At 58.5% G+C, this 21,211-nt stretch carries 20 protein-coding genes; 10 read left to right on the top strand and 10 right to left on the bottom strand.

Translation table 11 applies throughout. The annotated features are described in order from the left end of the window. Positions 1 to 99 precede the first annotated feature (99 nt). Positions 100 to 2,118, bottom strand: coding sequence for a DNA helicase Rep (gene rep / locus Q0Y21_RS17545; protein ID WP_297798214.1), 2,019 nt, complete (start codon positions 2,116 to 2,118; stop codon positions 100 to 102). A gap of 99 nt (positions 2,119 to 2,217) precedes the next feature. Between rep and Q0Y21_RS17540 the strand changes: the two genes are divergently transcribed. The 4 genes from Q0Y21_RS17540 to Q0Y21_RS17525 all read left to right on the top strand — a co-directional run bounded on the left by Q0Y21_RS17540 (position 2,218) and on the right by Q0Y21_RS17525 (position 8,369). After that, a complete protein-coding gene (locus tag Q0Y21_RS17540) occupies positions 2,218 to 3,954 on the top strand; it encodes an EAL domain-containing protein (RefSeq protein WP_366517699.1) in 1,737 nt (578 codons plus the stop codon). A gap of 47 nt (positions 3,955 to 4,001) precedes the next feature. Then, a complete protein-coding gene (locus Q0Y21_RS17535; RefSeq protein WP_297798211.1) occupies positions 4,002 to 6,344 on the top strand; it encodes a Tex family protein in 2,343 nt (780 codons plus the stop codon). Between the two features lie 73 nt (positions 6,345 to 6,417). Continuing rightward, positions 6,418 to 7,971, top strand: coding sequence for a glutamate--cysteine ligase (gene gshA / locus Q0Y21_RS17530; protein WP_297798209.1), 1,554 nt, complete (start codon positions 6,418 to 6,420; stop codon positions 7,969 to 7,971). A gap of 182 nt (positions 7,972 to 8,153) precedes the next feature. Next, the gene (locus Q0Y21_RS17525; RefSeq protein WP_297798207.1) at positions 8,154 to 8,369 is read left to right on the top strand and encodes a hypothetical protein; all 216 of its coding nucleotides are present in this window, start codon (positions 8,154 to 8,156) and stop codon (positions 8,367 to 8,369) included. A gap of 22 nt (positions 8,370 to 8,391) precedes the next feature. On the opposite strand, the gene Q0Y21_RS17520 is transcribed toward Q0Y21_RS17525, so the two are convergent. Next, positions 8,392 to 8,835, bottom strand: a complete 444-nt coding sequence (locus tag Q0Y21_RS17520; RefSeq protein WP_297798205.1) for a flagellar basal body-associated FliL family protein — start codon at positions 8,833 to 8,835, stop codon at positions 8,392 to 8,394. A gap of 164 nt (positions 8,836 to 8,999) precedes the next feature. Here Q0Y21_RS17520 and Q0Y21_RS17515 point away from each other — a divergent pair, with 164 nt between their 5' ends. Together Q0Y21_RS17515 and rsd are read left to right on the top strand one after the other, a co-directional pair. Further along, positions 9,000 to 9,506 carry a disulfide bond formation protein B gene (locus Q0Y21_RS17515; RefSeq protein ID WP_297798203.1) on the top strand — a complete coding sequence of 169 codons (507 nt, stop codon included), beginning with the start codon at positions 9,000 to 9,002 and terminating at the stop codon, positions 9,504 to 9,506. 99 nt (positions 9,507 to 9,605) lie between these two features. Further along, a complete protein-coding gene (gene rsd, locus Q0Y21_RS17510) occupies positions 9,606 to 10,088 on the top strand; it encodes a sigma D regulator (RefSeq protein ID WP_297798201.1) in 483 nt (160 codons plus the stop codon). A 74-nt stretch (positions 10,089 to 10,162) separates the two neighbouring features. On the opposite strand, the gene Q0Y21_RS17505 is transcribed toward rsd, so the two are convergent. The 3 genes from Q0Y21_RS17505 to Q0Y21_RS17495 all read right to left on the bottom strand — a co-directional run bounded on the left by Q0Y21_RS17505 (position 10,163) and on the right by Q0Y21_RS17495 (position 11,914). Next, the gene (locus Q0Y21_RS17505) at positions 10,163 to 10,870 is read right to left on the bottom strand and encodes an FKBP-type peptidyl-prolyl cis-trans isomerase (protein ID WP_297798199.1); all 708 of its coding nucleotides are present in this window, start codon (positions 10,868 to 10,870) and stop codon (positions 10,163 to 10,165) included. Positions 10,871 to 10,997: 127 nt separating this feature from the next. Next, a complete protein-coding gene (locus Q0Y21_RS17500; RefSeq protein ID WP_297798197.1) occupies positions 10,998 to 11,390 on the bottom strand; it encodes a DUF4124 domain-containing protein in 393 nt (130 codons plus the stop codon). Then, positions 11,387 to 11,914 (bottom strand): TIGR02444 family protein, encoded by a 528-nt coding sequence (locus Q0Y21_RS17495; protein WP_297798195.1) that lies wholly within the window; start codon positions 11,912 to 11,914, stop codon positions 11,387 to 11,389. Before Q0Y21_RS17495 ends, Q0Y21_RS17500 begins: the two co-directional genes overlap by 4 nt. Positions 11,915 to 11,962: 48 nt before the next feature. Between Q0Y21_RS17495 and Q0Y21_RS17490 the strand changes: the two genes are divergently transcribed. Then, positions 11,963 to 13,927 carry an ATP-binding cassette domain-containing protein gene (locus Q0Y21_RS17490; protein WP_297798193.1) on the top strand — a complete coding sequence of 655 codons (1,965 nt, stop codon included), beginning with the start codon at positions 11,963 to 11,965 and terminating at the stop codon, positions 13,925 to 13,927. Here Q0Y21_RS17490 and ppx read toward each other — a convergent pair. Further along, entirely contained in the window at positions 13,924 to 15,453 is a 1,530-nt protein-coding gene (gene ppx, locus Q0Y21_RS17485) for an exopolyphosphatase (RefSeq protein ID WP_297798191.1), read from the bottom strand. The genes Q0Y21_RS17490 and ppx overlap by 4 nt on opposite strands. A 319-nt stretch (positions 15,454 to 15,772) precedes the next feature. On the opposite strand from ppx, the gene trxA reads away from it, so the two are divergent. Together trxA and mobA are read left to right on the top strand one after the other, a co-directional pair. Beyond that, the gene (gene trxA, locus Q0Y21_RS17480; RefSeq protein WP_297798189.1) at positions 15,773 to 16,099 is read left to right on the top strand and encodes a thioredoxin TrxA; all 327 of its coding nucleotides are present in this window, start codon (positions 15,773 to 15,775) and stop codon (positions 16,097 to 16,099) included. Positions 16,100 to 16,154: 55 nt separating this feature from the next. Beyond that, positions 16,155 to 16,778 carry a molybdenum cofactor guanylyltransferase MobA gene (gene mobA / locus Q0Y21_RS17475; protein ID WP_297798187.1) on the top strand — a complete coding sequence of 208 codons (624 nt, stop codon included), beginning with the start codon at positions 16,155 to 16,157 and terminating at the stop codon, positions 16,776 to 16,778. 141 nt (positions 16,779 to 16,919) lie between these two features. Here the strand turns inward: mobA and Q0Y21_RS17470 are convergent, their stop codons facing one another. The 4 genes from Q0Y21_RS17470 to moaB are packed head-to-tail and all read right to left on the bottom strand — an operon-like array spanning position 16,920 to position 19,435. Next, positions 16,920 to 17,378, bottom strand: coding sequence for a molybdenum cofactor biosynthesis protein MoaE (locus tag Q0Y21_RS17470; RefSeq protein ID WP_297798185.1), 459 nt, complete (start codon positions 17,376 to 17,378; stop codon positions 16,920 to 16,922). Position 17,379: 1 nt separating this feature from the next. Then, positions 17,380 to 17,643, bottom strand: a complete 264-nt coding sequence (gene moaD / locus Q0Y21_RS17465; RefSeq protein WP_297798183.1) for a molybdopterin converting factor subunit 1 — start codon at positions 17,641 to 17,643, stop codon at positions 17,380 to 17,382. A 2-nt stretch (positions 17,644 to 17,645) separates the two neighbouring features. Beyond that, positions 17,646 to 18,860, bottom strand: coding sequence for a gephyrin-like molybdotransferase Glp (gene glp / locus Q0Y21_RS17460; RefSeq protein WP_297798181.1), 1,215 nt, complete (start codon positions 18,858 to 18,860; stop codon positions 17,646 to 17,648). Between the two features lie 2 nt (positions 18,861 to 18,862). Then, the gene (gene moaB / locus Q0Y21_RS17455) at positions 18,863 to 19,435 is read right to left on the bottom strand and encodes a molybdenum cofactor biosynthesis protein B (protein ID WP_297798179.1); all 573 of its coding nucleotides are present in this window, start codon (positions 19,433 to 19,435) and stop codon (positions 18,863 to 18,865) included. A gap of 366 nt (positions 19,436 to 19,801) precedes the next feature. Here moaB and rho point away from each other — a divergent pair, with 366 nt between their 5' ends. Further along, positions 19,802 to 21,064 (top strand): transcription termination factor Rho, encoded by a 1,263-nt coding sequence (gene rho, locus Q0Y21_RS17450; RefSeq protein WP_297798177.1) that lies wholly within the window; start codon positions 19,802 to 19,804, stop codon positions 21,062 to 21,064. The last annotated feature ends 147 nt before the right edge of the window (positions 21,065 to 21,211 follow it).

Genomic DNA, 21,211 nt, shown 5'->3' with positions numbered 1-21,211 from the left:
CTGATCTTGTTATTGTGCAAAAGGGGCCAATTTTTGGTCCCTCCCGGAGTACGGATCAGGTTTCAATTGAGATTCATTAAATGTGAAAAAATGTGAAATTTAATGTTCCAGATCGCCGAGCAGAGCGCTCAGGGTGGCTTTGCCTTTTTTCTGGTTGGCCTCGACATCGAGGTCGCCCAGACCTTCCCATTTCAGGTCTGCTTCCGGTAATTCATCAAGGAAACGGCTGGGGATGGTTTCGATTTTTTCACCGTACTGTTTGCGTTGGGCAGCGTAGGTGAGGGTCAGAGTCTCCCGGGCACGGGTGATGCCCACGTACATCAGCCGTCGCTCCTCCTCGATGTTGCCCTCTTCAATGCTGGCGCGGTGGGGCAGGATTTCCTCTTCCAGCCCCATGATGAAGACGTGGGGAAATTCCAGGCCCTTTGAGGCGTGCAGGGTGAGCAGCTGGACCTTGTCGCTGTCGTCGTCTTCTTCCCGCTGTTCCATCATGTCCCGGAGAATCAGCTTGCTGATGGCATCCTCGATGCCGAGCTCATCGGCGGTGCCCTTGCCGTCATCGAGCATGCGCTGGATCGATTCCACCAGGTACCAGATGTTCTGCATGCGGCGTTCCGCCTGTTTGGGCGTGCCGGAGTGCTGGTGCAACCATTCTTCGTATTCGATGTCGGTAAACAGCTGTTTGATCACCGGTATCGGGTCTTCCCGGTGCAGGCGCTCGCAGATGTAGTCGACCCAGTGGGCAAAGCGCCTCAGGCGGTCCAGGCCCTTCTCGGTAACGTGGGTTTCCGCCCCCATATCGCCCAGCGCCTTGAACAGGCTGACGTTGCGGGCGCGGGCGTAGTGGCTGAGCTGTTCGAGCGTCCGCGGCCCGATTTCCCGGCGCGGCACGTTAACCACTCGCAGGAACGCCGCATCGTCATCCGGATTGATCAGCAGCCGCAGATAGGACATGGCGTCCTTGATCTCGTTTTTTGAGAAGAACGACTGGCCGCCGGAGATACGATAGGGAATCTGATAGGCCTGCAGCTTCATTTCCAGCAGCCGCGCCTGGTGATTGCCCCGGTAGAGTACCGCGAAGTCCTTGAAGGCCAGGCCCTTTTTCAGCTTCTGGTCGAGAATTTCGGTGGCCACGCGGTCGGCTTCTGCATCTTCGCTGCGACAACGGACGACGCGGAGTTCCTCGCCAATGGTGTGATCACTCCACAGGGCTTTCTCGAACACGTGGGGGTTGTTGGCGATTACCGTGTTGGCGCTACGGAGAATTCGCCCGGTGGAACGATAGTTTTGTTCCAGTTTGACGATTTTCAGGCTGGGAAAATCTTCCTTGAGCTGCGCCAGGTTCTCCGGTCGTGCGCCACGCCAGGCGTAGATGGACTGGTCGTCGTCCCCGACCACCGTAAAGGCAGCCCGCTGGGCGACCAATAGTTTGACCAGTTCGTACTGGCACACGTTGGTGTCCTGGTACTCGTCCACCAGCATGTAGCGGATCTTGCGTCGCCATTTCTCAAGTACGTCCGGATGGCTGCGGAACAGTTGCACCGGCAGCAGGATCAGGTCATCGAAATCGACGGCGTTGTACGCCTTGAGATACTCGTTGTAGCGCTTGTAGATGAGGGCAATGCGTTGCTCGCGTTCATCCGCCGCCTTGCTCCAGGCTTCTTCCGGCCCGCGCATCGCGTTTTTCCAGGAAGAGATGGTCATCTGAACGTCGGAAAGCTCATCACCGGCGTCAGCGCTGGCTTCCCGCATCATCAGATCCTGTAACAATGCCTTGGCATCCTCGGCATCAAAAATCGAAAAGCCGGGGTGATACCCCAGATGCGGGTGTTCCTCCCGGATCATGTTCAGTCCGAGATTGTGGAAGGTGGACACGATCAGACCACGGGTCTGTTTCCGGTCCACGATCTTGCCGACCCGCTCTTTCATCTCACGGGCAGCCTTGTTGGTGAAGGTGACGGCGGCAATATGGCGGCCCGGAATGCCCAGCTGTTCAATCAGATAGGCTATTTTGCGGGTGATCACGCTGGTTTTGCCGCTGCCCGCGCCGGCCAGAACCAGCAAAGGGCCGTCGGCATAGCGTACCGCTTCATGCTGTCGGGGGTTGAGTTTGTTCATGCGCGCATTCTACACCAGCGAGAGTTGCTGTACCTTGATGATCTATCGGCTATCCTATGTAGGACGGATGTGGTTCATCATGGAAATCGGGCGCCCTTAATGACACTGCCAATGGAAACAATGAGTTCCGGCCAGGTACGCTTGCTGGTACTGACGCCGGAATACGCGGATTTTCTGTGGCTGGAGTCACTGCTTTGCCGCGATCGTGAGCTGGTGCCGGACATGGTCTGGTGTCCGGATCTGATCGACTGTGATGACCTGATCCGCAACACGCATTTCGACATTATTCTTTGGGACTGTGTGTTCCACGGGGATTCCGAAGCCTCATTCCTGCAGTATCTCAATGCCGCCAGTAACGACAAGTCCGTGCTCGCCCTCAGTGCGGACCCGAGCGCCGAGCGCGCTCCCGAGTTAATCGCCAATGGGGCGGCCGACTACCTGTGTCGCCAGGCACTGGACGCCTTGAGCCTGACCCGGGCCGTGAAATGCCTGTGGTACCGGGAGCAGCTGGCGGCATCCGCCACGGGCCATTTCGGTCGTGCGGTGGCCAGCGGCGTTATCAATCGGGATCTGTTCTTTGACCGGCTTCAGCAGGCTCTGCTGCGGGCAGAGCGGGGTGGCCACCGATTGGCCCTGCTGCACCTTAATCTGGATGATTTTCGCAGCTTTAACGAATCCTTCGGGTACCAGAAAAGTGATTCTCTGCTACTGAAGCTGGCAGAACGATTACGTCACAGTCTCCGTCGTGTGGACTCGCTGATGCGTATCGGTGGCGATGAGCTGGCAATCATTGTCGAGAAGGTGGAAGACTCCCTCGACATTACCCAGATCATTCGCAAAGTGGTCAATGCCCTGAATGATCCGGTCACTGTGGATGGCCAGAATGTAGTGGTCAGCGCCAGTCTGGGAGTGGCGACCTACCCCGAAGCGGGGGATACTCCGGAAAATCTGATGCGCCGGGCCAATCGGGCAATGTTCGAAGCCAAGCGCGATCCGGGCACCAGCTACCGCTTTTACGACCGGCAACTGCACATCACTGCCGGTTACCAGCTGCGGCTGGAGGCAGATCTGCGCAACGCGCTCAGGGGCAAGGAACTGGAGCTTTACTATCAGCCACGCATTGACCTGGCGACCGAAGAAGTCCGCGGGATGGAGTGCCTCCTGCGCTGGAATCATCCCGAACGCGGGCTGGTGTCGCCGGAGGAATTTATTCCGGTGGCTGAACGCAGTGGCCTGATCGTGCCGATCGGGTACTGGGTGATTGAGCAGGCCTGCAAGCGCCTGCAGGAAGCGGCAGAGCTGGGCTTCCCGGGGCTGGTGTTTGCGGTTAACCTGTCGTTTCGCCAGTTCCACGATCGCAAGATGACGGAAACCATCTTTCGCATTATTTTCAATGCCAACATTGATACCAGTCTGCTGGAGCTGGAGCTGACGGAAAGCGCAATGATGCACGATCCCGAATACGCGCAGCGCTGCCTGCGTGAGCTCAACCAGTTGGGTATCAGTTTCGCCCTGGACGATTTCGGTACCGGGTTCTCGTCCCTCAGCAACCTTCAGCATCTGCCCATTTCCCTGGTCAAGATCGATAAGTCCTTTGTCCAGGATCTGGGCCATTCCGCCGACGCCGAGCACATCATCCGCGCCATTATCAGTCTGGCCCACAGCCTGCAGATCAGCGTGGTGGCCGAGGGTGTAGAGACCGAGGGGCAACTGGAATTCTTGCGCCAACAACATTGCGATGAGATTCAGGGTTATTACTACGCTCGTCCCATGCCCTGGGGTGATCTTGTGCAATTCCTGACCAGCCGTGGCCAGGCCGCTTGCCTGCAGCGGTAAGCCGCTGTACCTTTGCGCTTTGATCCAGAAAGCATCACAGAGGTTGCATGAACAGTATCTCCAGGCGCATCGCCGAAGAGCTCGGCGTACGCGAGCAACAGGTTAATGCCACTGTCGCCCTGTTGGATGAGGGTGCCACCGTTCCATTTATTGCCCGCTACCGGAAAGAGGTCACCGGATCGCTGGATGACAGTCAGCTGCGTAATCTGGAAGAACGCCTGCGTTATCTGCGTGAGTTGGAAGACCGCCGATCCACGATCCTCAACAGCATCGAAGAGCAGGGCAAGCTGACGGATGAGCTGCGCGCCAGCATCAACGAGGCGGATACCAAGAACCGCCTGGAAGACCTGTACCTTCCCTACAAGCCCAAGCGCCGTACCAAGGCCCAGATAGCCAAAGAGGCCGGCCTCGAGCCACTGGCGGACGCCCTCTACGACGACCCGACCCTGGACCCGGAAACTACCGCTGGCACCTACGTCAACGCTGAAGCCGGCGTGGCGGATACCAAGGCTGCGCTGGACGGCGCACGCTACATCCTGATGGAGCGTTTCGCCGAGGATGCCGAGCTGCTGGGCGATTTGCGGGATTTCATCTGGCAGGACGGTCAGCTCAAGGTCACGGTAATCGAGGGCAAGGAAAACGAAGGCGCCAAGTTCCGCGACTACTTTGATCACGTCGAACCTCTGAAAAAAGTACCCTCCCACCGTGCCCTGGCGATTCTGCGTGGCCGCAACGAGGGAATCCTGGGGTATTCCATTGTGGTGGGTGACGCTGACGGTGATCGCCGACAGCCCCATCCGGCGGAACAGCGTATTGCCGCGCGCTGGAACATCCGTGATAACGGCCGCCCTGCCGATAAGTGGTTGTCGGACGTGGTGCGCTGGACCTGGCGGGTGAAACTGTCGACCCAGATTGAAACCGATCTGATGGCCCAGGTAAGAGAAGCGGCGGAGACCGAAGCCATCAACGTGTTTGCCAACAACCTCAAGGACCTGTTGCTGCTGGCGCCGGCCGGCCCGCGCCCAACGCTGGGTCTGGATCCGGGGTTGCGCACCGGCGTCAAGGTGGCGGTCATCGATGGCACCAGTCAGGTGGTCGGTCACGGTGCGATTTTCCCCCATGCCCCCAAAAACCAGTGGGAGCGCTCCATTGAGCAGCTGGCTGCCTGGTGCCGTGAGTACAAGATCGAGCTGATTGCGATTGGCAACGGCACCGCCTCCCGTGAAACCGAGAAGCTGGTGGCGGATCTGTGCAAGAAATACCCTGAGCTGAAGCTGGCCAGAATTGTGGTGAGCGAATCCGGTGCATCCATTTACTCTGCGTCCGAGTTTGCCTCGAAGGAGCTGCCGGATCTGGATGTGACGGTCCGGGGTGCGGTCTCTATTGCCCGTCGCCTGCAGGATCCGCTGGCCGAGCTGGTGAAGATCGAGCCCAAGTCCATCGGGGTGGGGCAGTACCAGCACGATGTCTCCCAGGTGCAGCTGGCCCGTAGTCTGGATGCGGTGGTGGAAGACTGTGTAAACGGCGTTGGTGTGGACCTGAATACGGCGTCTGTGCCCCTGTTGGCAAGGGTGTCCGGGCTTAACCAGAGCATTGCCCAGAATATCGTCGATTTCCGCAATCAGAACGGTGTCTTCCACAACCGTAAGCAGTTGTTGAAAGTCTCCCGCCTGGGCGATCGTACCTTTGAGCAGGCTGCTGGCTTCCTGAGAATTGCCAGCGGTGAAAATCCGCTGGACCGGTCGTCCGTTCACCCGGAAGCCTACGGTGTGGTGGAAGCCATTGCGGCGAAAAACAACCGCAAGGTGGAGAACATCATCGGCGATGCGGCCTTCCTGAGGTCACTGAATCCCAAGGACTACGTCACCGAACAGTTTGGTCTGCCGACGATTAAGGATATTATTTCCGAACTGGAGAAGCCTGGTCGTGATCCGCGCCCGGAATTCCGGTTTGCCAGTTTTGAAGAAGGGGTGGAAACCCTGAGTGATCTCAAGCCGGGTATGGTTCTGGAAGGCTCGGTCACCAACGTCACCAATTTCGGGGCGTTTGTAGATATCGGGGTGCATCAGGATGGTCTGGTACACATCTCTGCGCTGTCCAATACGTTTGTAAAGGACCCGCGTGAGGTGGTGAAGGCCGGGGACATCGTCAAGGTCAAAGTGATGGATGTGGACATCCCCCGCAAACGGATTGCCCTGTCCATGCGTATGGATGACCAGCCGGGCGAGAAAACGGACAGCAAATCCGGTGATTCGGCGAGTCGTGGCCGGGGTGATAGCCGGCCTGGTGGACGTAATAATCGCGCCCAGGGTGGCCAGAAGCCCCAGCAGGGCGCCATGGCCGGAGCGCTGGCTCAGGCGCTGGCGTCGGCCCGGAAAGACGGCCGTTAACCGGCGCGCCGATACCCATTCCACAGGTGGGTACCGCTCACGAGGCGTGTACCCGCTTTAGCAGGAGTCATTCATGGCTGAATCCCGCCATCACATCTTCCATCAATTTTCGGCCAACGATTGGGGCGGTTTCCTGAAAGGGGTGGAAAAGGAAGGTCTGCGGGTTGACCGCAACGGCTTTATCGCACAAACCCCGCACCCCAGGGCCCTGGGGTCTGCACTGACCCACCCGCGGATCACCACGGACTACTCCGAAGCTTTGCTGGAGCTGATTACTCCTGTGTGCAACAGCACTGGCGGCCTGCTCTCGTCGTTGCGGGATGTGCACCGGTTTGTGCAGCAGAACCTGGGGGATGAGGTGTTCTGGGCGGCGAGCATGCCCTGCGAGCTGGATGGCGACGCCAGTATCCCCATCGCGGAATACGGTACGTCCAATATTGGTCGCCTCAAGCACGTTTACCGCCAGGGGCTGGCTGTGCGTTATGGCAGGATGATGCAAAGCATCGCCGGCGCTCACTACAATCTGTCACTGCCGGACGGCTTCTGGTCGCTGTGGCAGCAGGCCCTGGGCAACCAGCAGAGCATGAAGGATTTCAAGTCAGACCAGTATTTCTGGCTGATCCGGAATTTCCGTCGCCGCAGCTGGTTGCTGATGTTGCTGTTCGGGGCATCGCCCGCGCTTGATGCCAGCTTTGTGGCCGGAGTGAAACATGATCTCGCCCGCTTTAATGACAACACCTGGCACGGACCGGATGCCACGTCATTGCGGATGGGGGATCTGGGTTATCACAACAACGCCCAGTCATCGCTGAATATCTGTTTTAATGAACTGAGCACCTATACCCGGACACTGGATCGGGCGATCCATACCCCGTGGCCGGCATACGAAGCCATTGGTACCCGCCGTGGCGACGAGTTTATCCAGATCAATACCAGCGTGTTGCAGATCGAGAACGAGTATTACAGCGCGGTGCGCCCCAAACGGACCACCGAGCGCGAGGAAAAGCCGATACAGGCGTTGGAGGCACGGGGCGTGGAGTACATTGAGGTACGCTGCCTGGACCTGGACCCGTTCTCTCCAGTGGGTGTTACGGAAAGCCAGATCGATTTTCTCGATCTGTTCCTGCTCGACTGTCTGTTGGCGGACAGTCCCCGCATTGACGACAGCGAATGTGAGCGACTCGATGACAATTACAAGGACGTGGTGGCCCATGGCCGCAACGTTGAGCTCGCACTGTGCCGTAAAGGACGTAAAACCCCGGTGGGTGAAGCGGCTGGCAGCCTGCTGTCGGAGCTGGAACCGCTGGCGGATCAGCTCGACAGCTGGACCGGTGGCGATGCGTATCGTCGAGCACTCCAGGCTCAGCAGGAGAAACTGTCGTCACCCCGCCTGATTCCCTCTGCACGGGTGACGGAGGCCATGTCGCAATCCGGTCTCGGCCACCGGGAATGGGTCCAGGAAATCTCCCGTCAGCATCAGCAGACACTGCGTGACGAATCATTCGGTGAGACCGCCATGGCGGACTTTGAACGCATGAGTGCGGAATCCCTGGATGAACAGGCGAGAATGGAGTCGGAAGACACTCTGCCTTTTGCCGAGTTTCTGGAGGATTACCTCAGCTCCTGATTGCAGATGCCTGGAACCGCTTCACGCCGGAGTCGGACCTGCCGCACAAAAAGTGAACAAACATCTGTCGGATTCTGACGCCTGCTGCTAACTTTATGCAGCGGCGTCATCGTTGATGGTGTGTGGTGAGTGCGTTCAAAGTGCTTTGAGAGCGCGGCAGTCAGGGAACAGGGAGAGCTGGCATGAACAGAGAGACCAAGCTGGGCTGGGATGTGAAATCTCTAAACAAGGCCTACCGCCATGGCTATATGGCGGCGTCAATGGGCATGGAGCTAAGCCGCTGCCCCTACCGCAGTGAGGTGGTTATTGCTGCCTGGGAGGCCGGCTGGGAAGACGCCAGCGTGGCTGCCCGTGAGCAGGTGGTCGCCAGCGACGACCTGTTTTCCTGGATTGCCTGAGCTGCGCGTCCAGGCTGCCTGCCTATTTCTGTACGACAAATTCCGTAAACAGAACGCCGGTAATGGATTCGCCGGTCTGCTGCTCGGCCAGCACTGCGTTTATCCGCTTTTTGGCCTCATCCCTCAGGGCGGCCTGGCCATCACCGGTTGCCAGCCGGTCAGCGTCGGTCTGTTCCCCGAACAACATCACCAGTTCGTGCCTTAGCCTGGGCATGTGAGTCTCCACGGCGGGGCGAGTGCTCTCACGCGACGCACGAATTGTCACCGAGGCCTTCAGGTAGGTGAGTTTATCGCCAGGTTCTCCGACGTGGGTGACAAACGGTGGGTCCATTTCGATGTAGTCGGTGATGGTGGCTTCCTCGGCTGCTTCCGTTTCCTCTTCTTGCTCCTGGGCGGCCACGGCGGCAGGAATCGCTGGAAGCAGGCACAGCAGGATCAGAAAAAAACGTTTTAGCTGGAGTGTCATAGGCTTGAAGTTCACTATGGTTTAGGGTTTAGTGACGAAGCAACGGCGATAACCGCCTGGTTTTCGCAGAATAACAGGCCCGGTAGCCTCTTGCAGCATTCGCTGACACCTTGCCCAATTGTGGGCGGGGGCGAGGGGCTGAGTGTCATTCCCGAGGTGTACATTTGACTTCCAGACTGGTGTTTTCAGTAATCTTTGTTGTGTGTGCCGCGCTGCTGGGCGTGGCTTTTTACATGGAACATGTCATGGGGCTGGAGCCCTGTCCATTATGCTGGCTCCAGCGCTTCGGGTTTATGGGAGCCGGGCTGGTGAGCCTGCTGGCGGTGCTGCACAATCCGCAAGATGTCGGTGTTCGCCTGTATGGCCTGTTACTGGCAATCACCGCTGGTTCCGGGCTGACGGTGGCCGGACGGCAGTTGTGGCTACAGAGCCTGCCCGAGGATCAGGTGCCAGCATGTGGCCCGTCCGTGGACTACATGCTGGATGTCCTGCCCCTGACCGAGGTGCTGACCACCGCTTTCCGGGGCACTGGCGACTGTGCGGAAGTGGTCTGGCGATTCCTCGGTTTGAGCATTCCGGGATGGACCGCGGTGTTCTTCTCGCTATTGGTCGTAGCGGGGCTTGTGATGCTGTTTGGTACTGGCAAAAGGTCTGAGTGGAGTAGAGGCTGAAACGGTTGCGGCCTGCTATGGGCATGGGGTACCTTGAGTCTCGACATAAGAAAAATTGAAACCGACACCGGGTATGTCAGGTAACTGGAGAAAGGCGTCATGTTGGAAAATTGCCGTAATGCCAGGGAGCGTTGGGGTGGCGTCAGCGAGCTGATTGATCGCTGGCTGAAGGAGCGCCAGGAGCTGTTGGTGCACTACTGTGAGTTGTCCGGAGAAAGTGATTTTTCCCAAACGGAAGCCCTGCGGGAAAAGTTTGTCCGGCTCTGCGAGGTGTTGGTGGACTATGTATCCGCCGGTCATTTTGAAATCTATGAGCAGCTAATTCAGGAAGCCAGGGAATTCAATGACGGTGGGCTGGAACTGGCCGCCAAGTTATATCCGCGAATTGCACAGACCACCGAGACGGCGTTGAATTTCAATGATCGCCTGGATGGTAAGTCACTCAGTGAGAGCGATGTCCGGGAATTATTCGATCAACTGTCCGAGCTGGGAGAAATTCTGGAAAGCCGGTTCGAGATGGAAGATTACCTGATTGAACATCTGCATAACGTACACGCAGACAAGGTCATGTCCTCTGCCTGAGGCTTTCAGGGAAACGGGATAGACCTGCAGCCTCTGTAGAAGAGGCTGCAGTCTGTATCCACAGAGGGGCCGGTTTATTCCGGGTTCACCTCGATCAGTTCCACATCAAACACCAGGGTTTCGTTGGGCCCGATGCTGTGGTTTCCGCCTGGCCCATAGGCAAGGTCTGAAGGAATGTACAGCTTCACGCGGCTGCCTTCGTTCATCAGCTGAAGACCCTCGGTCCAGCCTGGAATCACCTGATTCAGGCCAAAGGTGACCGGCTCGCCACGCTCGCGGGAACTGTCAAAGACCTCTCCAGACAGCAGTTCACCGGTGTAGTGAACTTTCACCCGGTCATTTTCGCCTGGCTTGTCGCCATCGCCTTCTTCCAGGATTTCGTACTGCAGGCCGGAATCCGTGGTTTCAACACCTTCCCGCTGTGCATTCTCCGCGAGAAACGCTTCACCGGCTTCGCTGTTCTTCTGGGCCAGCTCTTCCTGCTGTTCATTTTGCCGTTCCTGGAGTTGCTGCTGATAAGCCATCAGCGCCTCCTGGATTTCTTCACGGCTCATCCGGTTCGCTTCCTCATCACCTTGATGGCCGTGCTCAATCCCCTGGAGGAACTGTTCCATTTGCAGGTCCGGCAGGTCGTTCTTCATGCGCTCACCGAGCACCAGCCCCATGCCATAACTGACCTTCTGGTCGGTGGAGTCCAGGCTCGGGTCTTTCTTTGATTCGGTTTGCGTGGAGCAGCCGGCGACGATGCCGGTCACTGCCAGTGCGAGCAGCATTTTCTTCATTGCAGAGTCCTATTTTGTGGGTGGGGAGTCTTGAGGCTCCCCGTATTGTGTTTATCTGAAATTGGGAAAGGTAACGGGTTCTGTAGTCAGATGCCACTGAACATGTGTTAAGAAAGTGGCCGAAAACTCAGCTGCCGCTATTGCTCGGTGTGGACGGCGCCAGGGAGAAGGGGGCGCTGTAGGGGGACTGCCAGTCGGTTTCCGGCGCTGGCTCGGTCGGGTGCGCGTCGCCATTGCTTTGACGCTCAATCGCCAGAGCATTCCACGGGCCATTCTCGGGAGGCTGGTCTGCATAGTGCCAGCTACCATCACTGTCCTGCCACTTGAAGACAATGTCGGGGCCTTCAACAGGAATCGGGGACGGTACCAAGCCCTCAAAAGCCGGAATCTCTGCGTTGGATGCTTGCTCGGGGGCGCTCTCGACGGTCTGTGGTTCAGGCTCGTTAAGCCCGAAAAACATCAGCACGAGCAGAACGCCAAGCGCCGGAAAGGCGAGACGGATGAGCCATTTCATCATCATTCCCCTTGTGCTCCGGCTGAAAAGGCCATCAAACTGCGGGTAAGGGCGTCGAGCAATTGTCCGGTTTCCATATCCATAACCGTCTCCGGTGCTGCCGCTTCAAGATTGGTGCGGGCCAGGTGTTCAGTTTCATACGCGCCGGCGCTCTCTGATTGAGTATTGGCAAGGCTTTGATAAGTCAATGCCAGCTCAATCCGCTCCGCTTCCAGCTCGTTTGTGGCGATACTGGCGCGCAGGCTTTCAGTCACCGGGTTATGTCGGGGCATAAATTTCCGGGCTGAGCGCAACGGCTCGGTTACATGGCTGCGCCACTCTGTTACCGTATCGCTCTCATAGCCACTGTATTTATGGCCCGTAATGGTAAGCCAGCAGGCGCCCAGAATCTGTGTAACGTTCCACCCTTTGCCTTGTAAGGCCAGGCACGTCGATTCAATGCCCGGATATTTCCAGAATACCAAGGCAAAACGCCAAAGTGGGGTATCCGGTTCCATTTCTGATGGCAGCTGTACCCGCTTGTCCTGCATTGTGGCCCTGTGTCTTCCTTGTAAAGCGTACCCTGATAAAATGAGCACATGCTAACGATAACCGATCTCAGTCTACAACGAGGCGGTGTCTGGTTGCTAGACACCGTCAGCCTCACCATTCAGCCTGGCCAGCGGGTTGCCATCGTAGGTGCCAACGGCGCGGGCAAATCCAGTCTGTTCCAGCTTTTGCTGGGGCAACTTTCCCCCGAGCAGGGAAGTGTGTCACTCCCCGGTGGGTGTCGCATTGCCCATATGGCCCAGGAGGTTGAGGCATCCGGGCGAAGTGCCCGTGATTTCGTGCTGGATGGTGACCACGACCTGCGCCGGATGGAGCGGGAGCTCGCCGAGGCAGAACGCAATGGGGATGACCATGCCCAGGCCCGTATCCACGGTGAGCTTGATGTGCACGAGGCCTGGTCTGCACCACGCCGGGCGGACATTCTGCTGCGAGGGCTGGGTTTCTCCGATGCCGACACCGAGCGGCCAGTGTCGGCGTTTTCCGGCGGTTGGCGAATCCGTCTGAACCTGGCCCAGGCACTGATGAGGCCGTCCGATCTGTTGTTGCTGGACGAGCCCACCAACCACCTGGATCTGGATGCCTGCCTGTGGCTCGAGAACTGGCTGCGCAGGTACAGTGGCACTTTGCTTTTTATCTCCCATGACCGCGATTTCATGGATCGGGTTGCGACCCATGTGGTTCATTTTGACCGCCGTAAACTGGAACTCTATACGGGTAATTACTCAGCATTCGAGGGGCAGCGTAGTGAGCGCCTGGCGCAACAGCAGGCCGGTTTTGAGCGCCAGCAGGCCAGGATTGCCGAGATTCAGCGTTTTATCGACCGGTTCAAGGCCAAGGCCACCAAGGCCCGTCAGGCCCAGAGCCGGGTCAAGGCGCTTGAGCGCATGGAGAAAATTGCACCGGCGCATGTCGATTCACCGTTCAGCTTCGAGTTTCCGGTAGCGGATAAGGTGTCCAGCCCGTTGCTGTCGATTCGTCATGGTGCCGCCGGCTACGGAGACACGGTGATTCTGAACGGTATTAATCTGTCGCTGCTGCCCGGAAGCCGGATCGGTTTACTTGGTCCCAACGGTGCCGGTAAATCGACCCTGATGGATGCGCTGCGGGGGCAGGCCACCCTGCTGGCGGGTGAGCGTACCGCCGGTGAGAACCTGGCTGTTGGTTATTTTGCCCAGCACCAGTTGGAATCTCTGGACCTGAACGCCAGCCCGTTCCTGCATCTCCAGAGGTTGTCACCAAAAGCGTCCGAGCAGAGTATCCGTAACTTTCTCGGTGGTTTTGACTTCCATGGGGACGAAGCACTGAGCGCTATTCGCTCTTTTTCTGGTGGCGAGAAGGCTCGTGTCGCCCTGGCGGTGATCGCGTGGCAGAAGCCGAACCTGTTGCTGTTGGATGAGCCCACCAACCATCTGGATCTGGAGATGCGTCAGGCGCTGACCATGGCGTTGCAGAATTTTTCTGGCGCGATTGTGGTGGTGTCTCACGACCGTCACCTGCTGCGAAACACCGTGGATGAGTTCTGGCTGGTTAATGATGGCCGGGTGGCGGAATACGACGGCGATCTGGAAGACTATGAGCGCTGGCTGGCGGATCGTCGCAAGGATGAATCCGAGCCGCCCAGACGGGAACCGCAACAGAGCGGAGCTGCGGCACCGGCAGATGGGGTCGGTGGGAATGGGGCTGGAGTGGCTGGAGAGAGTGCCGAGGACCGCAAGGCGCGGAAGCGCGCCGAGGCCGCGATCCGGCAGAAGCTGAGTCCCTACCGCAAGCAGCAGTCCGTGCTGGAAAAGGAAATGGAGCAGCTTCACCAGAAACTCTCGACTCTGGAGGCCGACCTGTCGGCGCCGGACCTGTATCAGGACGGGGGCAAACAGAAGCTGAAGGAGCTTTTGGGGCAACAGGCACAGTTCAAGGATCGCCTGGAAGACGTGGAAGCCCAGTGGCTGGAGATCAGTGAAACCGTGGAGAGCCTGGAAGCGGAACTGGTTGCCTAGGCGTCGGAAACCAGTTCCAGCTTGAACCCCTGCTTCGCCAGGTAGTCCCGTTCATTTTCCAGATCGGCCAGGGTGAGCGGGCGCTCCCTGAACCAGTCCTCGGGAAACTCGATTGTCAGCCGGTTCTCGCCGGCGTGGAGTTGGAAGGCCGGTGGCGCTTCCATGTTCCTGGGATGCTGGAGCAATACCCCGAGACGCACAAGCACACAGAGATAACGCAGTCGCGGAATGTCCTCGGGGTCGAGCCCCTCGAAAATGGCGCTGGAGAACTTGCGGCGATGGCCCCTGACCAGAGTGGCCAGATCCCGCTGGAATTGCTGGCTGAAACCGGGCAGATCCGAGTAGCGCAACAGGTAGGCACCGTGTTTGTGGTACTGGCTGTGGGAGATGGTCAGGCCGATCTCATGCAGGCGGCAGGCCCACCGCAGCACCTCTTCGTCCGGTGCAGTGCGGAGTGCCCAGGCGTCCGCGACCTGATCCCAGGCTGCAATGGTGGTGTCTTCCACAGCACGACCATGGGCCTGGTCCACGTGATAACGCTCCTGCAGCGCGGCAATCGTTCGCTCTCGCACGTCCTCATGCTGGATACGCCCGACGATGTCGTAAAGCAGTCCTTCCCGGAGGGCGCCCTCGGCAAACGTCATTTCCTCAATCTTCAACGACTGGAAGGCCCCCATCAGAATCGCGAAGCCGGCCGGGAAAATGCTCTGGCGGTCGCTGCGCACCCCCAGGTCCGCCAGCTTCTCGACCTTTCCCATGTCGATCAGGCGCTGACGTAATTCATTCATCGCATCCAGGGTAATCGTGCCATTGGTGATCTTCAGGGTCGCCAGCACGCTGGCAATCGCCTTGATCGAGCCGGAGGAACCAACGGAACTCTGCCAGCCCACAGTGCGGAAATGCTGGCGAATGTTCAGCAATTCCTGTTCAGCATGGGTGATGGCTTTGTCCATCTGGCGCCGGGTGATTTTGCCGTCCGCAAAGTAACGGTTGCGAAAGGATACACAGCCCATGTGAAGGCTTTCCAGTTCCTGGGGTTCAAACCGCTCGCCGATAATAAATTCAGTGCTACCGCCGCCGATATCAATCACCAGCCGCCGGCCTGCATCGTCAGACAGGGTGTGGGATACGCCAAGGTAAATCAGGCGGGCCTCTTCACGCCCGGCGATAATCTCCACCGGATAGCCCAGGGCATCCTCCGCGCGGGTCATGAATTCGTGGGCATTGCGAGCGACCCGAAGTGCATTGGTGCCGACAACCTGCACCGCCTCGGGCGGCATGCCCCGAAGACGCTGGGCAAACCGGCCCAGACAGGCCAGCGCACGTTGCTGGGCTTCCTCGGTCAAACGATTGCGCTCATCAAGGCCAGCGCCGAGCTGAACCTTCTCGCCCATTTTCTCCAGGGTACGTATCTCACCGTGGACCAGCCGGGCAACCACCATATGGAAACTGTTGGAGCCCATGTCGATAGCCGCGAGCAACTCGGGCGACGTGGTGTTGGATTCGGCAGAGGGGGTAGCCGTCACGTGTGAAGAATTCCTCTAGGCGTTACCGGTGCCGGTACTATAAGCGAATTCCGGCGGACCTGTCAGTAATGGTCGCCATCGAATTTTAGTCCCCGTCAGTATAGCGGGAAACCGAGAGAGGGGCAGAACCGCTTCACAGACAGCTGATCAATCGCGTAAAGTATGGCGTATTGAGATGAGGGTGAACGGCTGCTATTTGAACAGATTGCAGCCTTCAGCAACGTTCAACAGCACCGATCGCCGCGGCATGGGCCGTATGGTATCCAGGTGGTAGTCACCTGGTATTGAGAGCGAGACGTGCCTGAATCAGGAAATGGTAATGAGCGGAAATATCGTAAACGTAACTGACGCATCTTTTGAGCAGGACGTCCTGCAGTCTGACGTACCTGTACTGGTGGATTACTGGGCAGAGTGGTGCGGCCCTTGCAAAATGATCGCTCCGGTACTGGAAGAGATCGCCGAAGAGTACGACGGCAAGCTGAAAATCTGCAAGCTGAACATCGACGAAAACGAACAGACTCCGCCCAAGTTCAACATCCGCGGTATTCCCACCCTGATGCTGTTCAAGAACGGCAACGTGGACGCCACCAAAGTGGGCGCACTGTCCAAGTCCCAGCTGGCGGCCTTCCTGGACAGCAACCTCTGATTGCTGACCGGACGCCCGAAGCCGCCCCTGAACCAGCGTTCACGGGCGGTTTTTTATGGCCATGACAAAACACAGTGACCGCAAACATATCGCCGGCCTGCTCCTGGCCGGAGGCGAAGGCCGCCGCCTCGGAGGCCGCGACAAAGGCATGATCCCCTGGAACGGCCGCCCCATGGCCGCCTGGGTATACGATGTCCTCACAGCCGTCGCCAGCCCCGTCTTGATCAGCGCCAACCGCTCCCTGGAAGACTACCGACAGCTTGCCCCGGATCAGGTCTTCGAAGATGACGACTCCATTCGTGGCCAGGGCCCCCTGGCAGGCCTGCTAACCGGCCTGAAACAAGCCGCAGCCATAGATGCTGACGCCGTACTGGTCTGCCCCTGTGACACGCCGCAAATCACTCCCGAGGTCCTGTCCTGCCTGGTGGATGCCTGGCAGAAAGCTCCGAAACATCCCGTCGTCGCCGAATGCGAGGGCAGGGCGCATCCGCTGCACGGCGTCTACCCGGTAACGTTGGCGCCGTTACTGGAAAAGCAGTTGCAGGAAGGCAACCGCAGAGTGATGGTTTTCGCCGAGCTGGCTGGAGCGGTAAAAGTGAAATGCGACGATGCGGCCCAGGCGTTCAAGAACAGAAACCGCCCGGAAGATCTTGAAGATAACTCAGAAGTAGGGCGCTAATGCGGGTGGGTGGTTCCGAAAATGTGCGGAGCCATGGATGGCGGAGCCCAAGCGTACACGGACGTATTCAAAGCGTTTTTCGGAACCACCCACCCGCATTAGTTACCGGTCGACGCACTCCAATATGAGGCCTGCAGGAACCTACAATTCCCAACTCTGACTACGAGCCAGATCAGCGTCCTTCTGCTCAACCCAGTGCTCCCCGGATTCCGTCATCTCCTTCTTCCAGAACGGCGCCGACGTCTTCAAGGCATCCATAATGAACGCGCAGGCCGCAAAGGCATCGCTCCGGTGGGCACTGCACACCCCCACAAACACAATCTGATCGCACAGCGCCAGCTCACCCACCCGATGAACCACCCGGGCCTTGCGCACATCCCAGCGCTCGGCCGCCTGCTCGATCAGATCCTCGATCACCCGCTCCGTCATCCCCGGGTAATGCTCCAGAAACAGCCCCGTCACGCCTTGCAGATCGCCACTATCCCGCACCAGACCGGTAAACGTCGCAATCGCACCCGTGCCAGCATCGCTGCCCCGTAGCGCCTGGTACTCCGTGGCAGCGTCGAAATCCTCCTGTTGCACAGAGACGGAATGATCCATGTCAGCCTCCTGTCACCGGCGGGAAAAAAGCCACCTCATCCCCCGCCTTGAGCCGTGTTTCCGGTTTGGCCATCGCCTGGTTAACGGCAATCATCACCGGTTGCCTGCCATCCAGCTGAGCCCACGGTCCGCCTTTCGCTGCCAGTTCAGACAGCACCTGGCCGGCTGAGGTGTCGGGGCGTACCGGCAGCGTAAGGCTGTCGGTCGCCAGCTCCTCCCGCAGGCGGGCGAAGAAACGAACGGTCAGTGTGTTTTCGTTTCCCATGGTCACCCCAGAAGTTCTGCAAAGGAATAATAAGTTATCATATCACCGGGGGTGACGGTTGTGTTCTCTGGCACCACCGCCAGCCCGTCAGCCCAGCAGGCGGAACTCAGCATGCCGGAACTCTGGTTCGGGTAGGCCGCCACTTCCACCCGCTGCCCATGGACCTCCTTTCGCGCCCGGACAAACTCCTTGCGAATGGAGGCAGAGTCCACCTTGAAAGCCGCTGGCAGCTGTTCACCGGAAACACGATAATCCGTGACGCCCTGGCGTTTGCGGATATAGGGAATCCCCACCACCAGGAAAGTGACCAGCACCGCCGCCGGGTTGCCCGGAAGGCCCAGAACCGGCGTGCCCTCGATCGAACCAAAGGCCAGTGGCTTGCCCGGTTTGATGGCCATGCGCCAAAGGGACAGCTCGCCGGATTCTTCCAGTACCGCCCGCACGTGGTCTTCCTCGCCCACCGAGACGCCACCGCTGGTAATTACCAGGTCGGCTTCGCTGGCCGCGCGCTTCAGGGTTGCCTGCGTGGCTTCCCGGGTGTCCCGGAGCGTTTCACACAACACTACGTCACAACCGGTTTCAGCCAGCAAGCCTAGGAGGGTGAAGCGGTTGGTGTTGTAGATCTGTCCGGGCTTGAGAGGGACTCCCGGTTCAACCAGTTCATCGCCCGTGCTCAGGATGGCCACTTTCAGGCGGGGCAGTACCGGCACACGGGCGACGCCCATGGAAGCCAGCAGCCCCATCTCCTGGGGACGGATGCGGGTGCCCCGTGCCAGCGCCAGGTCACCCTGAGTCAAATCCTGTCCACGGCGGCGAATGTTCTGGCCGTCGCTGACATCGGCGCCAATGACAACGCCGGCATCGGTCACCTCCACCCGCTCCTGCATAACCACCGCGTTGGCGCCCTGTGGAATCTCCGAGCCGGTAAAGATGCGAACGGCGGTGCCGGGGGCAATGGCCTCCGGGGCCTGCCCCGCAGGAACACGGGCTGACAGCGGTAAAGGCTGATCGGCCACGAAATCCTGTGTTCTCAGGGCGTAACCATCCACTGCACTGTTGTCTGCGGGCGGCACATCCGCCGGCACGTAGTGATCGTCTGCCAGCACCCTGCCAAGGCTATCGGCCAACGGTACGGGTTCCGATCCGGTCAGCGCCGTTGCCTGGTCCAATATTTGCGAAATCGCGTCTTCGACTGGCGTTAAGTGTTGAACCGCCATAGTTATCGTTGCCCCCGCTCGCCAATTTTTTCATGCAGCCGATGATGAGGGCGGTCCGGTTTGCGCAGGGTCAGTGCCGAGAAGTTGCAGGGGCCGTGACGACTGTCCAGTTGGGTGCTCAGGATGCCGTTCCAGCCGGTGCGACAAGCGCCGGTCGATCCGGGCAGGCAGAAAATGACCGTATGGTTGGCCAGTCCGCCAAAGGCGCGGGACTGAATGGTAGAGGTGCCGATCTCCGCCGCCGACAGCCGGCGGAACTCCTCGCCAAAGCCATCTATGGTCTTGTCCAGTAATGGCATCACGGCTTCGGGGGTGCTGTCGCGTTCATGGAAACCGGTCCCGCCGGTAATGATAATGGCATGCACCTCCGGGTCGGCAATCCAGCCGGACATCAGCGCACGAACCAGATAGACATCGTCCGGGAGAATGCGGCGCGCGATCAATTGGTGTCCTGCCTCAACAACGCAGTCCTCCAGAAACTGGCCGGACGTATCCTCATTGGCACCACGGGTATCGGATACTGTCAGGATGGCAATGTTCAGGGGTTTGAGTTCGCTGGTTTTCTCGCTGCTCATGGTGTTACTCCGCAGGTTAAATCACTGATTGTGGCCAGTATCCCCGGAGCAGCAGGTGAATGGAAGGGGGGTATTCCTTCAGAGGGAGAAGGGTGATTAAGGTGGTATTTTTCCGTTCCGGGCATGGCAATTGGCGTAAATTTGGTCAGCATCACTTGACATACACGGGTCAGGTGGTCGATTATCCCTGTTGCCCGGCGAACGGTTGTTCTTCCTGTCTCTGGCTTCAGTACTTTTCCGGCTTTCATCTATACCGGTTGCTCCATCTGGCCAGCACCAAGTTCAACTAGCATCCGACCAACTCGTTCAGGGGCATTCCTGTCATTCCAATATTCGTTTACTTCCATTCCGAAAATCTAACAACCTATGAACCTTACTGAACTCAAGCAGAAATCCGTGCCCGAATTGCTCGATATTGCGCAAGAGATGGGCCTCGATAACCTGGCTCGTTCGCGCAAACAGGATGTCATCTTCACGATCCTGAAGAAGCATGCCAAAAGCGGCGAAGACATCTATGGTGATGGCGTACTGGAGATTCTGCAGGATGGTTTCGGCTTCCTCCGTTCCGCCGATGCCTCATACCTTGCCGGACCCGACGATATCTACGTGTCGCCGAGCCAGATTCGCCGCTTCAACCTGCGGACTGGTGACACCGTTGCCGGCAAGATTCGCCCGCCCAAAGACGGCGAGCGCTACTTTGCCCTGCTGAAAGTTAACGAGATTAACTTCGACAAGCCGGACAATGCCCGCAACAAGATTCTGTTCGAGAACCTGACGCCGCTGTTCCCGGACGAACGCCTCATGCTTGAAGCCGGTAACGGCAGCACCGAGGATCTCTCTTCCCGGGTTCTGGACCTGGTGGCACCGATCGGCAAGGGCCAGCGTGGCCTGATCGTGTCCCCGCCCAAGGCGGGTAAGACGCTGCTGATGCAAAGCATTGCCCAGTCCATCACCCGTAACAACCCGGAGTGCCATGTCATGGTACTGCTCATCGACGAGCGCCCGGAGGAAGTGACGGAAATGCAGCGTACCGTGCGCGGTGAGGTCATTGCTTCCACCTTTGACGAGCCGCCGGCCCGTCACGTGCAGGTGGCAGAAATGGTGATCGAAAAGGCCAAGCGCCTGGTCGAGCACAAGAAAGACGTGGTGATCCTGCTGGACTCCATTACCCGTCTGGCCCGTGCCTACAATACCGTGATCCCGTCCTCCGGTAAGGTACTGACCGGTGGTGTGGACGCCCACGCTCTCGAGAAGCCCAAGCGTTTCTTCGGTGCGGCCCGTAACGTGGAAGAGGGCGGCAGCCTGACTATCCTTGCCACGGCACTGGTAAACACCGGTTCCAAGATGGACGAGGTGATCTACGAGGAGTTCAAGGGCACCGGCAACATGGAGATCCATCTGGATCGCAAAATTGCCGAGAAGCGTACCTATCCTGCCATTAATATCCGCAGCTCCGGCACCCGTCGCGAAGACCTGCTGATGTCTGAAGCGGATATCCAACGTGTCTGGATTCTGCGCAAGCTGCTGCACTCGATGGACGACGATACAGCTGCCATCGAGTTCCTGCTGGATAAGCTGAGAGACACCAAGACCAACGATGAGTTCTTCCAGTCCATGAAGCGTCGTTGATTACGGTCTTAAGGCTCACACCATTGCCCGGTGTAGTCCTTTAAGCTTGAGGGATGAGGTGTGGGACAGGCGGGGCCAAAACGGGGAAACGTGGTTTCCTTGAATGTTTTGGCCCCGCCTGTCCCACACCTCGTTCCGGCCTCCGAA

The sequence above is a fragment of the uncultured Marinobacter sp. genome, from assembly GCF_947259545.1.
In the GTDB taxonomy this organism is placed as follows: domain Bacteria; phylum Pseudomonadota; class Gammaproteobacteria; order Pseudomonadales; family Oleiphilaceae; genus Marinobacter.
This window is presented reverse-complemented; position numbering and strand designations above follow the sequence as displayed.

Bases quoted from the DNA above. Each gene is read 5' to 3' on its own strand.
- rep (WP_297798214.1), bottom strand. From the start codon at position 2,118: ATGAACAAACTCAACCCCCGACAGCATGAAGCGGTACGCTATGCCGAC.
- Q0Y21_RS17540 (WP_366517699.1), top strand. From the start codon at position 2,218: ATGACACTGCCAATGGAAACAATGAGTTCCGGCCAGGTACGCTTGCTG.
- Q0Y21_RS17535 (WP_297798211.1), top strand. From the start codon at position 4,002: ATGAACAGTATCTCCAGGCGCATCGCCGAAGAGCTCGGCGTACGCGAG.
- gshA (WP_297798209.1), top strand. From the start codon at position 6,418: ATGGCTGAATCCCGCCATCACATCTTCCATCAATTTTCGGCCAACGAT.
- Q0Y21_RS17525 (WP_297798207.1), top strand. From the start codon at position 8,154: ATGAACAGAGAGACCAAGCTGGGCTGGGATGTGAAATCTCTAAACAAG.
- Q0Y21_RS17520 (WP_297798205.1), bottom strand. From the start codon at position 8,835: ATGACACTCCAGCTAAAACGTTTTTTTCTGATCCTGCTGTGCCTGCTT.
- rsd (WP_297798201.1), top strand. From the start codon at position 9,606: ATGTTGGAAAATTGCCGTAATGCCAGGGAGCGTTGGGGTGGCGTCAGC.
- Q0Y21_RS17505 (WP_297798199.1), bottom strand. From the start codon at position 10,870: ATGAAGAAAATGCTGCTCGCACTGGCAGTGACCGGCATCGTCGCCGGC.
- Q0Y21_RS17500 (WP_297798197.1), bottom strand. From the start codon at position 11,390: ATGATGATGAAATGGCTCATCCGTCTCGCCTTTCCGGCGCTTGGCGTT.
- Q0Y21_RS17495 (WP_297798195.1), bottom strand. From the start codon at position 11,914: ATGCAGGACAAGCGGGTACAGCTGCCATCAGAAATGGAACCGGATACC.
- Q0Y21_RS17490 (WP_297798193.1), top strand. From the start codon at position 11,963: ATGCTAACGATAACCGATCTCAGTCTACAACGAGGCGGTGTCTGGTTG.
- trxA (WP_297798189.1), top strand. From the start codon at position 15,773: ATGAGCGGAAATATCGTAAACGTAACTGACGCATCTTTTGAGCAGGAC.
- mobA (WP_297798187.1), top strand. From the start codon at position 16,155: ATGGCCATGACAAAACACAGTGACCGCAAACATATCGCCGGCCTGCTC.
- Q0Y21_RS17470 (WP_297798185.1), bottom strand. From the start codon at position 17,378: ATGGATCATTCCGTCTCTGTGCAACAGGAGGATTTCGACGCTGCCACG.
- moaD (WP_297798183.1), bottom strand. From the start codon at position 17,643: ATGGGAAACGAAAACACACTGACCGTTCGTTTCTTCGCCCGCCTGCGG.
- glp (WP_297798181.1), bottom strand. From the start codon at position 18,860: ATGGCGGTTCAACACTTAACGCCAGTCGAAGACGCGATTTCGCAAATA.
- moaB (WP_297798179.1), bottom strand. From the start codon at position 19,435: ATGAGCAGCGAGAAAACCAGCGAACTCAAACCCCTGAACATTGCCATC.
- rho (WP_297798177.1), top strand. From the start codon at position 19,802: ATGAACCTTACTGAACTCAAGCAGAAATCCGTGCCCGAATTGCTCGAT.